The sequence below is a fragment of the Amycolatopsis sp. NPDC051903 genome (genome assembly GCF_044452505.1).
GTDB lineage: Bacteria > Actinomycetota > Actinomycetes > Mycobacteriales > Pseudonocardiaceae > Amycolatopsis.
In genome coordinates this window covers 14,969-27,239 of record NZ_JBITBT010000024.1, presented here as the reverse complement: position 1 = coordinate 27,239, position 12,271 = coordinate 14,969, and the positions used below count along the sequence as shown (strand labels likewise).

The window sequence follows — 12,271 nt, the reverse complement described above, 5'->3', positions numbered from 1 at the left end:
TCGTCGCGACGGCCGTCGTGGGTGCGTATTGCGGGTACCGCCTGCGGGCGCAGCTTTTCATCGGCGGCGCCTGAGGTTTCGGCGGCGAGAACGGGAGTCTGCTGGACAACATCCGGTTCTCGCCGTCGTCGCACGACGGCACCGAGCGGACACCACGCGCGTGTTCGTGATGCCGGCGCCACTGGTGCTGGGCGGGTTCGCCGTGGTGCGCGACCGGCACCGCAGCGAAGCGGCCCGCGTGTGGGTGAGCGTGCTCGCGTTCCTGTGCTTGGCGATCAACTTCCGCTGGGTGCCGTTGCCGACGTCGTTCGCGCTCGACGCGGGCGCATTGGTGGTGTTCGCGCTGCTCACGTTCCCGCCGAGGTGGCCCGCGGCGGCGCGTCGGCCGGCTCCGAGTGGCGCGCGGACCGCGGGGATCCCCCTGCTCCCGGTTTCGGCCGCGGACAGCAACTGAGCACCAGCGCCACCAGTGTGCAGAACAGCGCGATGACCTGGTGCTTCACGTTTTCGATCCCGTCTCCCAGTGCTGCCAGGACGAACTGGCCCAGTGCGGTCGTCAGGAGCAGCGCGAGCACCACGCCGACGGCCGTCCGCCGGTGGCGCCAGGAGCGCCACCCGAGGAACAGCCACACCGGGCCCAGGGCGAACAGCCCCAGCGGCGCCAGCAGCCGCGTCAGGGTCGACCAGACGGGCACGCGGTACTCCTGCGCGCCGTCCGGCCGGCCGGAAGCGGCGTCGAACGAGGCGAGGTAGTCGGGCCGGGCCGTGAGCAGGTCGCCGGCGGCGCGGTGGAGGATCGCGAGCGTCCGGTCCGGGTGGGTGGCGAACCAGGTGGCCACGGCGCGGCGGCTCAGCCGGGGGCGGTACTGCGCGTAGGCCGGGTCCACGGTGACGGGGTGCGGGTGCCACCAGCCGTTGCCCGCGTACTGGGCGAAGGACGCCGGGAGGCCCAGCGACGCCAGGTCCGCCGCGGAGTCGTGCCGTCCGTCGACGATGTTCAGGAACACCGTGTTCACCACGTTGATCTCGCGGGAGTCGTCGCCGGGACGGGCCGAGATCGTGCCGTCCGGGGCGACGGCGGGGGCGACGGACGTCTGGGCCCACCAGGTACCGCCGGCCAGGACCACGGCGAGGCACAGGCCGGGCAGCCACCGCGCCCGCACACCGGGGCGCACGAGCAGCGCCGCGATGATCAGCAACGGCAAGATCATCAAGGTCTGGACCTTGGCGTTCACCGCCAGCAAGCCGCCGACGGCGGTCACCGCCAAACCCGCGTAACACCACCGGCCCGGGCGGGCGATGAGCAACAGACCGCCCACGCACAGCAGCAGGCCCAGGAAAGCCGTGCCCTCACCGAGGATCGACGAGAAGTAGCCGAAGAACGCCGAATCGGCGACCACCAGCAGCAGACCCGCGCCCACCAGCGCGCGGACGCGGAACCCGTACGGCAGCCCCACGACGACCAGCGCGACAGCCGCAGCCGCGATGACGCACGCGAGAACCCCCAGCACCACCAGGCTGAGCGCGGAGTGCAGCCCGAACGCGTCGCCGAGCCACACCGCCGCGCGGGCGAGCCAGCTCTGGCTCAGCTGGTACGTCGGCGAGCACCCCTGCGGCGTGGCCGCGTACAGCAGTTGCGTGTGGGGCAACGGTTTGCTGGTCCACGTGATCCCCGCGCCGCACAGGACGCGGAAGCCGTCGCCGTTGTCGGACATCGAAACGGGCCGCGGCACGAGGAACCGCACCAGCAGCAAGGTCAGCGCCACACCGAAAACGCCGGCCCCGACAGCCGGCGACCGTCTCATCCCGGGCACGATACGTACTGGAAATCCGGTGCCCGATCGAGGTAATCGATGAGCACTCGCGCTTCGTCGGCCCGCGGGTACACCGCGATCCAGAACGGGGTTCCGATGCGCCTGAACGTCGCGACGGCGTACCACGCCAGGTGGTCGCCGCCGCAGTCCTGGGTCCTGGCGTAGCCGTCGTCCTCGGGCACGGTGAGCGTCGCGCGGCGCAGGTCGGTGCCGAACACCAGCAACCGCGAACCCGCGCGGCTCGCGATGGCCCCCGGCGCCGCGGCGCTCACGACGGAACCCGGCGGCAGGTACGTGGCCAGCCACTCGCCGACCTCCGCGAGCTGCGCGCTGTCCTGCTGCCACGCCCGCACCCTCGTCAGGAAGTCCGGGCTCACCACCGACACGAGCACCGCGAAGCCCGTGAACACGGCCGCCACCACGGGCACGAGCCGCGACACCGTGCGCGGCTTCGGCGAGGGATTGGCGGCGATCAGCACGCCGTACGCACCGGCAGAAGCCACGGCCAGCAGCGGCGGCAAGGGCACGAGCAGCCGCCACGACGGGCCGGTGTCGCCGTCGAGCACGGCGACGAAAACGGTGAAGCACAAGGCAAGCGTGAACAGCAGCCACAGCGCCGACCGCGAGTGCACGGCGCGCCCGGGTGTCCGGACCACGAGCAACGTCACCGCCGCGGCCACGCCGAGCGCGAGGAAACCCAGGTGGGCCAAGGAAAAGCCCGCGAGGTACCGCCAGTCGGGACCCAGCACGCGCACGGCCGAGTCGGGCAGGAAGTGGTGGTAGTAGGTGACGCGCCAAGCCGTCCACGGCACCAGGAACACCAGCGCGCCGAGCGCGTAGCCCGCCGGCGCCCACCAGTTGTGGCGCCCGCGCGCGGCCGCCACGACCAGCCACGCACCCACGACCACGGCGAGCACGAGCCCCTCGGGCCGCGTCATCACCGCGGCGGCCACGAGCACCCCCGCCACCACGGCGCGGCGCGCGACGTACGCGTAGACCACGGCCAGCACCAGCAGCACGAACATCGGCAGCTCGGTGCCCGAAGGCCCGTACACGGCCAGCCCGCTCGCGCCCGCGGTCAGCACGGCCGCCGCGACGCCCACCGCGGGCTGCGGCTCGGCGCCGTCGGGCAGCGCGAGCCGGGTGATCCGGTTGGCCAGGAAGTACGCGAGCAGCACGCAGCCCAGCGTCGCGGCGACGCCGAGCACCACCGCGGAGGTCTGGACGTCCGCGCCGAACGCAGCGCGTGGCAGGGCGATCACCACGAGCCAGAGGAAGTTCGCGTAACCCTCGTTCCGGTCACCGGGGTTGAACACCGGGCCGGCGCCGTCGGCGATGTTCTGCGCGTAGTGGAAAGTGACGAGCGCGTCTTCGGTCGCCGTGGCGAACAACAGCTGGTGCACCGGCGAAAACGCGAGCACGAGCACCACGGCGAAGGTGCGCCAGGCGCGCTCGGCCGCGATCTTCTGCCAGGTCGCGACCACCAGTGCGCCGAGCACCAGCCAGCCCCCCACGACCGCGTAGACCACGCGACCCCCCGCCTCCAGCCCCCGCCGGTCCCCACCGGGCGTCGCGGTGAATCCTCGCGACGATTTCTCGCTTTCGGGTGAGTGATTCGCCGGAATGTCGGCCATCACTTCACAGCCCCCAGTCAATCGCTTCACTACGCTTCCCGGACATAAGCCGTTCGGGTGTATGTGGAGCCCGCTAATCTGTGCTCCCGATTCCGATCCGCCACCCGGGGGCACCGAGCGGATCCGTCACAGCCGAGGATGTCTGTTGCCGAGCGAACCCACGCTGCTGTCCGAGGTGGCGAGTCTGGCCGTCTGCCTGCTCGTGCTCGGCCTGCCCGGATTGGTCACGGGCCTCGCCGCGGGCCTGCGGGGCTGGCGGCTCGCCGGGCTCACCCCGCTGCTGAGCTACGCGATCGGCGGCCTCGCCGGGCCGTGGACCGCGGCGATGGGTCTGCCGTTCAACGCCCTGACGTACGCCGTGACCACTGTGGTCTTCGTGGCTGTCGCGTTCGGACTGCGGCGGCTCACACTGCGCCGCTGGCCGCCCGCCGCCGAACCGCGCGCGTGGTCGGCGCGCGGGCACTGGGTCGTCGCCGCGTGCCTGCTGCTGGCGACCGCGCTCGGGTTCTACGCGGCCGTGCACGGGATGGGCCACCTCGGCGCGATCGCGCAGGGCGGCGACGCGCCGTACGCGGCCAACGGCGTGCGCTACATCGCCACCACCGGCGACGGCAGCCTGTTCGGGATGGGCACGCTGAACTGGTACGGCGACGGGAAGCCGCCCTTCTACCCCAACGCCTACCACCTGCTCGCGGCGATCCAGTACTCCCTGACCGGCGAAACGTCGATCCCGCTGACGCTCGACGTGAACACCGCGCTGCTGCCCGGTCTGCTCGCGCTGTCGCTGGTCGTGCTGGTCCGCGAGTTCCGCGGCCGCGCGGTGCTGGCCGGCGCGGTGGCGCTGGCGTCGGCGGCTCCGGTGATGAGCACGTACGAGTCGATGAGCCGCGGGCCGCTGTACCCGTTCCTGCTCGGGCTGGCCTTCACGCCGCTGGCCGCCGTGGTGCTGCGCCGCTACCTCGACCGCGTCGCGCCGGACACCGGGTTCCTGCTGGTCGTGAGCGCCGTCGGGCTGCTGTGCATCCACTCGTCGACGCTGTTCGGCGCGATCCTGTTCGCCGGGCCGCTGCTGGTGCAGCGGTGGTTCTCACCGGGCCGGCGCTGGCGGCGCTTCGGCCACGACCTGCTCGCACTGCTGCCGATCGCGGTGGTGTCCGTGCTGGTCGCGTGGCTGCAGCTGTTCGGCGCGCTCGGGCTGGCCAGCGGGAACCTGCCCTACCTCGGCTGGCCGATCGAGTACCGCGCGACAGCGGCCATCGGCGCGCTGCTCGGGTTCCAGCACTTCGAGCCGCAGCCGCAGCTCTGGTTGGCCGCCGCGCTGCTGCTGGGGTTCATCTTCTTCCGCCGGCTCGGCGACCTGCGGTGGATCGGCCTGACGGCACTGATCACCGGCCTCGCGTACGCCGCCGTCGCGTCGTCCAACTCCCCGCTGGTGATGGCGTTCTCGCGGCCGTGGTGGGACGACCCGTTCCGGTTCATCTCGATGGCGATCGTGCCGCTGGCGTTCATCGCGGGCCACGGGATCGCGTCACTGCAGGCGTGGCTCAGCGAGCACCTGCCGCCGCGCGCGCCCGCGGTCGCCCTGGCGGCGATCGTGCTGCTGGGCTTCGCGGGCGTCACGAAGGGCCTCTACGCCGGGACGAACGGCGATCGCGTCGCGCCCGGCTACCGGTCGGCCAACCCGCACGACCAGAACATCACGCCCGACGAAGAAGCCGCGATGGTCGAGCTGGGACACCTGGCGAAACCCGGCGAATGGGCCATGAACGACCGGCTGGACGGAACGGTCTGGACGTATGCCCTGACGGGCGTGCGCACGGTCGCCGCCCACGACGACGGCACCGCTCCCCCGTCGGACGCGCTGCTGCTGGCGCGCCACTTCAAGGAGTACGAGACGGACCCGCAGGTCCGCGCCGCGGTCAAGCGCCTGAACATCCACTGGGTCATCCTGGGGCGGCCGGCGGCGCCGCCGCACCCGCAGTACTCGTCCCCCGGGCTGGTCGGGCTGGCCGGGTTGCCGTTCCTGCAGCAGGTGTACCGCAATCCGGACGCGGTGATCTACCGGTTCACGGGCTGATCAGGACTTCGAGCGCTCCGGCAGATCACCGCGCGCGGTGTCGAGGATCCGCTGCGCGCGGCGCCTGACGACCGTGATCGCGGCGAGGCGGTTCAGCCCGAACGACAGCAGGACGAGCCCGGTGGCGTCCGCGAGGTTCGCCCCCACCGCGGCCGCCAGGGCGAACGACCCGACCCGGATCGCGACGAACACCAGCCACAGGCCGAGACCGGCGGTCGTGAGCCGGTACTGCAGCCGGCCCCCGGCGGTGCGGAACGTCGTGACGCAGCCCATCGCCGTGCCGGTCAACGCGACGAGAGCGAGGTCGCCGGCCACGATCCAGTCGCCCGGAACCCACCGGAAGCCCGCTCTGAGTTCGAGGACGAGGTAACCGAGACCGGCCGCGACGATGATCGCCGGCAGGCGCAGCATCCGCCGCAGTTCCGCGACCCGCCAGAGGAACTGCCGCACGACGAGGACGACGAGCCCGGCCGCGATCAGCACGTCGTCGGCGATGGGCTCGAGCTCGCTCCAGTGCCAGGACATGGCCCTCCAACTCCATCACTTGTAATGCATCTGCAAATGTATCACTTGTGATTGAATTGGCCCATGCGTGCCGCCGACCTCCACCGCCTCGCCCGAACGCTTCGCGAGATCGCACTGCTGGCGACGGAGAACGTCGGCGCCGACCGGGTCAACGCGGGTGAACTGGCGGTGCTCGAAGACATCGCCGAGCACCCGGACTCGACGATTCGCGACATCACCGAGCGGACCGGGCTCGCCCAGAGCCTCGTCTCGCGGATCACGCACGCGATGGCCGACGCCGGCGCGCTCAAGATCGAACCCGATCAGGCGGACCGGAGGAGGGTGCGCATCGCGCTGACCGCGGCCACGCGAGAGGCCATCGTCGACCGGGCGAACAACACCATCACCGAAGCGGTCTCGACCAGTACGCCGGGGCTGACGGACGACGAACGCCGAACGCTCGAACGGCACCTCACCGAGGCGGCTGCGCTCCTCAGGCGCGCGAACCCACGGGACTGAGCACCCACAAGCAGAACCTCAGGCGGCGAGGGCGACCTGACGGCGCTTGGCCAGCCAGGCCGTTCCGGCGGCACCGCCGGCCGTGATCAGGTCGGCGACCGTGAACATCACGCGCGAGGCCACGGCGAACGCCGTCGCCTGGCCGACGGTGAGCCCGCTGGCCGTCAGGACCGCGACCTGCGCGACCTCACGCACCCCGAGGCCGCTCGGGAGGATGAAGGCGAAGGTGCCGACGGTCATCGCGACGGCCATGGCGCCGACGCACAGGATGAAACCACTGAAACCCGGCGCCCCGACGGAGTTGGCCAGGAGCCACAGGTGCACACCTTGCAGGACCCACGCCGCCGTCGAGGCACCGAAGGTCTTGAGGACAACGCCCCAGGTCAGGGGACGTTCGAGGGGCGGGCGGCGCAGGATCTTCAGGATCAGCGACGTGCCCCAGGTCAGCACGCGCGGGTGCAGCAGCGCCAGGCCGACGGGGATCAGCACGAACAGCCACATCGCCCGCGGGCTGTTGCTGAACACGGCCGGCGCGGCCAGCAGCGACACGACCAGCGCCGACACCACGCCGACGCCCAGCTGGATCAGCGAACCGGTGAAAATGCGGGCGCGGGCGAGGCCGGCCTTGCGGCCGAGTTCCATCTGCAGCAGGTACGCCCACACCGAGCCCGGCACGTACTTGCCGAGCGAGCCGACCAGGCAGATCTGGGCGCCGCGGATGTAGCCGATGGGCTTGCCGAGGTCGTCGACCAGAACCTGCCAGCCCCAGGTCGAGACCATGATGGACACCACGAGCGCGGCGAGGCTCAGCACGGACGACTGCCACGCGACGTCGGACAGCGTGTGCCAGAACTCGTTCCAGTTGTCGGTGAGCGCCTTGGCCGCGAAGGCGACCACCAGGAGGATCGCGAGCCAGCGGACGGCGTCGAGGATCTTCGCCTTGCGCGACTTGGCCGGTTTCGGCGGCGGGGCAGGCGCCGGCAAGTCGTCCTCAGACGTGCGAACGGTCGTCACTGACCAGTCTCCTCATCAACGGCGGCACATCGCCGCTGGTCACGCCTGCACCGAGACCAAGCGGCTGAATTCGGCAAGCAGATCGTAACCGTCCCAGACGCCCGCGAAGGTCAGGGCCGAGCCGAACGGCACCACCCGGTCCACACCTCGCCCGGCGAGCTGGTTCACGAAGGACACCAGTTCTTCACGGGTGAACCCGAACTGGCTGACGGTCTGGTCCTTGCGCAGCACGATCGGCACGAGCTCGGCCAGCGACGCGACCCGGGCGTTGGCGAACGTCCCCGCGCCGAGCCACTCGCGCGGCATCACGGTCGCGTCGGTGAGTTCCAAAGTGGCCAGGGAATTTCCCTCGAAAGAGATCCCGGAGACGAGGCCGTCGACGGCCGCGCCGTAGGCCGACACGCGCTTCTGCACGGCCATCGCCGGCTCGGTCACGTGCTGCTTGGCCTCGAGCACCGCCGCCAGCAACGCGCGGAACTCCGCGCCCGCGGCGCGCGCGCCGTCGGTGTCGCCCACCCAGAACACCGCCCGCGGCGACGAGCACGCGGCCTGGTCGAACCAGTACGAGTCGTTGTAGAACCCTTCGGCCGCGGTGCGGCGCTGCTCCGGCGTCGCCTCCTGCCAGCCGCGCACGGACGCGACGGCGAACGACGACCGGTCCGGGAACGTCAGGTCACGCGCGTGCGGCGCCAGCGGGTACTTGCGCAGCGCCGCCACGGACGCGTCGCCACCCCAGATCACGCGCAGGTCGGCGGCCAGCGACAGCGCGCCGCTGATCTCGTCGCTGCGGTCGTAGGTGACCATGCGCTGGGTCGCGCGGATGGTCTGCGCCGCCTCCGGCGACACGTCGCCGAGCGCCGCGTTCAGCGCTTCCAGCACGGCCTCGGCCGCGCCGGCCGACCGCGACGACACGCGCACGACGTTCGTGTTGCCCGCCAGTGCCGAAAGCGCCCACGAGTACACGAAGATCGTGTCGACGTTCGCCGGCGGCACGTGGAACACCAGGCCGCGCGGGAACCGCAGCGCGTCGCCGGTGGTTTCCAAAGTGGACAGTGCCTTGGCGAGCTCGCCCTTGCGCAGGAAGAACCCCAGCGACGCGAGCTCCGGGAAGCGCCGCGCCAGTGCGGGCGCCAGCAGCTTGCGCGCGAACTTCGTGACGAACTCGACGACCCGCGGATCACCGACGGTCAGGCGCCCGCCCGGCGGCTCCGTCCGCAGCTCGTCGACCAGCGCGCCGACCTCGACCGGCGCGCCCTGGGGAAACCTCTGCTCCAGATTCACGCCGCGGCCCCCGAAAACGTGTCCGAGCACCCGCGCGCCTCGGCCTTCGGTAGCCGGCCCAGCACGGAGAAGTGCTTGCCGGGCCAGTCGCCGTCGTCGATGCCGTTGCACACACCGAGGTCCTCGGTCAGCAGCACGTGGCCCGGGTACGAGCGCGGCAGCGTCGAGACGACCTCGATCACGCCGGGCTCACCCACCGGCTGTTCGCGCCACGTCTCCGGGTCGCGGATCACGACGTCGGCGAAATCGGGGCAGTACAAGGAGTTCCCGGACGGACCCTCGAGGAACACGGTGCCGATCTGCTCGATCATCCCGTAGTAGTTGTGGATCCGCGTGAGACCGGTGTCCTCTTTGAACCGGCGGCGGAACTCGGTGTTGTCCACGGCCCGGTCGATGAGCTTCTTCCAGCCGCCGGAGTGGATGAGGATGCCGTTGGAGAGGTCGAGCCCGTGCTCGCGCGCCACCTCGTACAGGTAGAGCCACACCATGAAGGTGAACCCGAAGATGAGGAACGGCTTGTCGCCGTACTCGGCGAGGAACTTCTTCACGGCCTCGACGTCGGGCTTGTCGTTCTCGTCCAGCACGTAGGTGTGCTTGCGGCCGAAGTTCGCCATGCCCAGCACACCCGCGCCGCGCGCGGAGAACGAGCGGCGGTTCTTGATGATGCCGATGGTGTCGACCATCAGCATCGGCAGCCGCTCGCCGCCGAGGACCTCCTGCAGCGTCGCGCCGAGCTGCTTGGTCTGCGCGCCCGCCGCGTCCTTGTCCAGGTAGATGCGCGACGCGCCGGCGCCCGTGGTGCCCGAAGACGTGAGCGTCTTGAACACCTCGGAGTCCGGGATCGACTTGAGGTCGTGGGTCTTGAACATGCGCACCGGCAGCCACGGCAGGTCGGCGATCGCGCCGAACGACGCGTCCGGCGCGATGCCGAGCGAAGCCAGGATCCGGGCGTAGCCCTCGGAGTTCTCGCGGTGGTGCGCGGTCAGCTGCGCGAGCTCGGGGAGCAGCAGGGCTTCCCGCTCGGCCTGCGAGCGCGTGAACACACTCATACCCGTCCCTCCAACGACCGGTAGTCGATCTTGCCGCTGGCCAGCAGCGGCACGGTGTCGATCGGCCGCACGTCGAACCCGCTGGTGTGCAGGTGCAGCCGGTCGGACAGCGCGCGGGCCGCGTCCTTGCAGATCGCCTTGGCGCCGTCGCCCTCGGGCAGCTCGGCGAACAGCACGACCTTGTCGCCCGCCGCCACGGCGGCCACCACGTCGATGCCCACCGCCGCCTGGCGCACGGCCTGCTCCAGGTCGTCGAGGCTCACGCGGTTGCCGAACACCTTGCCGATGCGCTTGAGCCGGCCCGTGATGAACAGGAAGCCCTCTTCGTCGAGGTACCCGAGGTCACCGGTGGCGAGCAGGCCACCGCATTCGTCGCCCGCGGCCAGGCCCTTCTCGTCTTCGGCGTAGCCCATCATCACGTTGGGACCGCGGTAGACGACCTCACCGACGATCTTGGGGTGCGTGGTCTCGGCCCCGTCGTCGCGGCGGATGGCGAACGCGCCGCCCGGCAGCGCGGGCCCGGCGGAACCGATCTTCTCGGCCAGTCGCTCGGCCGGCACGGTGGTCATCCGCGGCGCCGCTTCCGTCTGGCCGTACATCACGTACATGCGGCCACCGACCGCGAGCATCTTGTCGTTGAACTCGGTCACGAGCTCGTCGCGCAGCTTGCCGCCCGCCTGCGTGAGCGTGCGCAGCGTCGGGTACTTCGCGGGGTCGAACTTCAAGCGCCGCAACATCTCGTAGTGGTACGGCACGCCCGAGAGCGACGTGATCCCGTGCTCCTTCACCGCGTCCCAGAACCCGCGGCCGAGCACGCCGGACGGTTCGACCACCACGGTCGCGCCGCGCACCAGGTGCGAATTCAGCACCGAAAGGCCGTAGCTGTAGTGCAGCGGCAGGCACGTCGGCGCGACCTCGTCGCCGTCGATGTGCAGCACCTCGGCGATCGCTTCGGCGTTGGCCAGCAGCGATGTCCGGGAGAGCCGCACGAGCTTGGGGTTGCCGGTCGAGCCGCTGGTGGGCAGCAGCACGGCGAGGTCAGGGTGCGGTTCGACGCCGTCGGCGGAGGTGCGCACCCAGTCGCCGTTCGCGGCCGCATACCCGGCAGGAGCCGGCGCTTCGGGCGACGCCAGCACCGCGGCCGGGCGGAAGCGCGTGATGAGCCCCGCCAGCACGTCGGCGTCGAGCGCCGGGTCGATCAGCGCGACCGGGCGGTGCGCCTCGAACGCGCCGAGGTAGCGCAGCACGCTCGCCAGGTCCACGGACATCCGCGCGAACAGCACTCCCGGCGGCAGGTCGTCGAGCGCAGTCGTCGCTCGCGCGACCTCCGCGTCCAGCTCGTCGCCCGCCAGCGTGCGGCCCCCGGCCACATCGATCAGCCGAGCTCCCGCACCCCACAGCGTCACAGCACCAAGCCTCCGTCGATTCCCAGCACCTGCCCGGTGATGAACGCGGCGTCGTCGCTCACCAGGAAGCGGATCGCCTTCGCCACGTCCTCGGCCGTCCCGAGCCGCCCCAGGGGCGTCTTCGCGACGTTGTCCGCCTTCGCGTCTTCGGACAGGCTCGCGGTCAAGTCCGTCTCGATCACGCCCGGCGCCACCGCGTTCACGCGGATGCCCGAGCGGCCGAGCTCCTTCGCGGCCGAGCGCGCGATGTTGGCCACCGCCGCCTTCGACGCCGCGTACACGGTCTGCCCGGCGCTGCCGTACTGCCCCACCACGGAAGCGAGCACCACGATCGCGCCGGTTTTCTTGCGCATCATCGCCCGGGCGGCCGCCTGCACGGTGTGCAGCGTGCCGGCGACGTTGGTGGCCAGCGTGGTGTCGACCAGTTCCTCGCGGATCATGCCGAGGAGCGCGTCCTCCATGATCCCGGCGTTGGCGACCACGACGTCGAGCGCACCGTGCTCCTTCGCGACCCCGCGGACCAGGGTGGCCACGGCCTTCGCGTCGGTGACGTCGAGCGCGAGCCCGGCCGCGGCGCCCGCGGCGGCCGCGGCTTCCTTCGCGCGGGACTCGTCGCGGCCGGTCAAGACCACCGTCGCGCCGGCCTCGGCCAGTGCGCGCGCGGTGGCCAGGCCGATCCCGCGCGTGCCACCGGTCACCAGCGCGACGCGGCCGGTCAGGTCAGTCATGCTTCGACTTCAGCTCGCTGACCATGTCCACGGCGACCTTGAAGCTCGACATGTCGATGACCTGGTCGGTGTCGAACTCGACGTCGAACTCGTCCTCGATGGCCGCGACCAGCGCCATGTGACCGACGGAGTCCCACGCCTCGATGTCGCGGTACTTCAGGTTCTCGACGTCCACGTCGCCGTCGAGGTCGAGCGCTTCGACGAAGACTTCGCGCAGCTTGGGGGCCACTTCCGACATTTCACCG

12 protein-coding genes are annotated in these 12,271 nt (G+C 71.2%); 3 read left to right on the top strand and 9 right to left on the bottom strand.

Translation table 11 applies throughout. The annotated features are described in order from the left end of the window. Positions 1 to 160 precede the first annotated feature (160 nt). The gene (locus ACIA77_RS35110; protein ID WP_395890362.1) at positions 161 to 454 is read left to right on the top strand and encodes a hypothetical protein; all 294 of its coding nucleotides are present in this window, start codon (positions 161 to 163) and stop codon (positions 452 to 454) included. On the opposite strand, the gene ACIA77_RS35105 is transcribed toward ACIA77_RS35110, so the two are convergent. Together ACIA77_RS35105 and ACIA77_RS35100 are read right to left on the bottom strand one after the other, a co-directional pair. Then, entirely contained in the window at positions 348 to 1,805 is a 1,458-nt protein-coding gene (locus ACIA77_RS35105; protein WP_395890361.1) for a hypothetical protein, read from the bottom strand. The two genes, ACIA77_RS35110 and ACIA77_RS35105, sit on opposite strands and share 107 nt — an antisense overlap. Continuing rightward, positions 1,802 to 3,343, bottom strand: coding sequence for a hypothetical protein (locus ACIA77_RS35100; protein ID WP_395890360.1), 1,542 nt, complete (start codon positions 3,341 to 3,343; stop codon positions 1,802 to 1,804). The genes ACIA77_RS35105 and ACIA77_RS35100 overlap by 4 nt, the downstream gene beginning before the upstream one ends. A gap of 250 nt (positions 3,344 to 3,593) precedes the next feature. On the opposite strand from ACIA77_RS35100, the gene ACIA77_RS35095 reads away from it, so the two are divergent. Then, on the top strand, positions 3,594 to 5,525 hold the full coding sequence (locus ACIA77_RS35095; RefSeq protein WP_395890359.1) for a DUF6541 family protein: 1,932 nt from the start codon (positions 3,594 to 3,596) through the stop codon (positions 5,523 to 5,525). Here the strand turns inward: ACIA77_RS35095 and ACIA77_RS35090 are convergent, their stop codons facing one another. Further along, the gene (locus ACIA77_RS35090) at positions 5,526 to 6,050 is read right to left on the bottom strand and encodes a hypothetical protein (protein WP_395890358.1); all 525 of its coding nucleotides are present in this window, start codon (positions 6,048 to 6,050) and stop codon (positions 5,526 to 5,528) included. It lies immediately after the preceding gene. A gap of 63 nt (positions 6,051 to 6,113) precedes the next feature. On the opposite strand from ACIA77_RS35090, the gene ACIA77_RS35085 reads away from it, so the two are divergent. Beyond that, the gene (locus ACIA77_RS35085) at positions 6,114 to 6,548 is read left to right on the top strand and encodes a MarR family winged helix-turn-helix transcriptional regulator (RefSeq protein ID WP_395890357.1); all 435 of its coding nucleotides are present in this window, start codon (positions 6,114 to 6,116) and stop codon (positions 6,546 to 6,548) included. An 18-nt stretch (positions 6,549 to 6,566) separates the two neighbouring features. Here ACIA77_RS35085 and ACIA77_RS35080 read toward each other — a convergent pair whose 3' ends face one another. Genes ACIA77_RS35080 through ACIA77_RS35055 form a run of 6 tightly spaced genes read right to left on the bottom strand, consistent with a single transcriptional unit; the run spans position 6,567 to position 12,264 of the window. Then, positions 6,567 to 7,562, bottom strand: coding sequence for a YbhN family protein (locus ACIA77_RS35080; protein ID WP_395890356.1), 996 nt, complete (start codon positions 7,560 to 7,562; stop codon positions 6,567 to 6,569). A gap of 39 nt (positions 7,563 to 7,601) precedes the next feature. Further along, positions 7,602 to 8,843, bottom strand: a complete 1,242-nt coding sequence (locus ACIA77_RS35075) for an acyl-CoA reductase (protein ID WP_395890355.1) — start codon at positions 8,841 to 8,843, stop codon at positions 7,602 to 7,604. Next, positions 8,840 to 9,892, bottom strand: coding sequence for an acyl-protein synthetase (locus ACIA77_RS35070; protein ID WP_395890354.1), 1,053 nt, complete (start codon positions 9,890 to 9,892; stop codon positions 8,840 to 8,842). Before ACIA77_RS35070 ends, ACIA77_RS35075 begins: the two co-directional genes overlap by 4 nt. Then, positions 9,889 to 11,298 (bottom strand): AMP-binding protein, encoded by a 1,410-nt coding sequence (locus ACIA77_RS35065; RefSeq protein WP_395890353.1) that lies wholly within the window; start codon positions 11,296 to 11,298, stop codon positions 9,889 to 9,891. The genes ACIA77_RS35070 and ACIA77_RS35065 overlap by 4 nt, the downstream gene beginning before the upstream one ends. Then, positions 11,295 to 12,026, bottom strand: a complete 732-nt coding sequence (locus tag ACIA77_RS35060; RefSeq protein WP_395890352.1) for an SDR family NAD(P)-dependent oxidoreductase — start codon at positions 12,024 to 12,026, stop codon at positions 11,295 to 11,297. Before ACIA77_RS35060 ends, ACIA77_RS35065 begins: the two co-directional genes overlap by 4 nt. Further along, a complete protein-coding gene (locus tag ACIA77_RS35055; protein WP_395890351.1) occupies positions 12,019 to 12,264 on the bottom strand; it encodes an acyl carrier protein in 246 nt (81 codons plus the stop codon). The genes ACIA77_RS35060 and ACIA77_RS35055 overlap by 8 nt, the downstream gene beginning before the upstream one ends. Between the last annotated feature and the right edge of the window lie 7 nt (positions 12,265 to 12,271).

Bases quoted from the DNA above. Each gene is read 5' to 3' on its own strand.
- ACIA77_RS35105 (WP_395890361.1), bottom strand. From the start codon at position 1,805: ATGAGACGGTCGCCGGCTGTCGGGGCCGGCGTTTTCGGTGTGGCGCTG.
- ACIA77_RS35090 (WP_395890358.1), bottom strand. From the start codon at position 6,050: ATGTCCTGGCACTGGAGCGAGCTCGAGCCCATCGCCGACGACGTGCTG.
- ACIA77_RS35085 (WP_395890357.1), top strand. From the start codon at position 6,114: ATGCGTGCCGCCGACCTCCACCGCCTCGCCCGAACGCTTCGCGAGATC.
- ACIA77_RS35070 (WP_395890354.1), bottom strand. From the start codon at position 9,892: ATGAGTGTGTTCACGCGCTCGCAGGCCGAGCGGGAAGCCCTGCTGCTC.
- ACIA77_RS35060 (WP_395890352.1), bottom strand. From the start codon at position 12,026: ATGACTGACCTGACCGGCCGCGTCGCGCTGGTGACCGGTGGCACGCGC.
- ACIA77_RS35055 (WP_395890351.1), bottom strand. From the start codon at position 12,264: ATGTCGGAAGTGGCCCCCAAGCTGCGCGAAGTCTTCGTCGAAGCGCTC.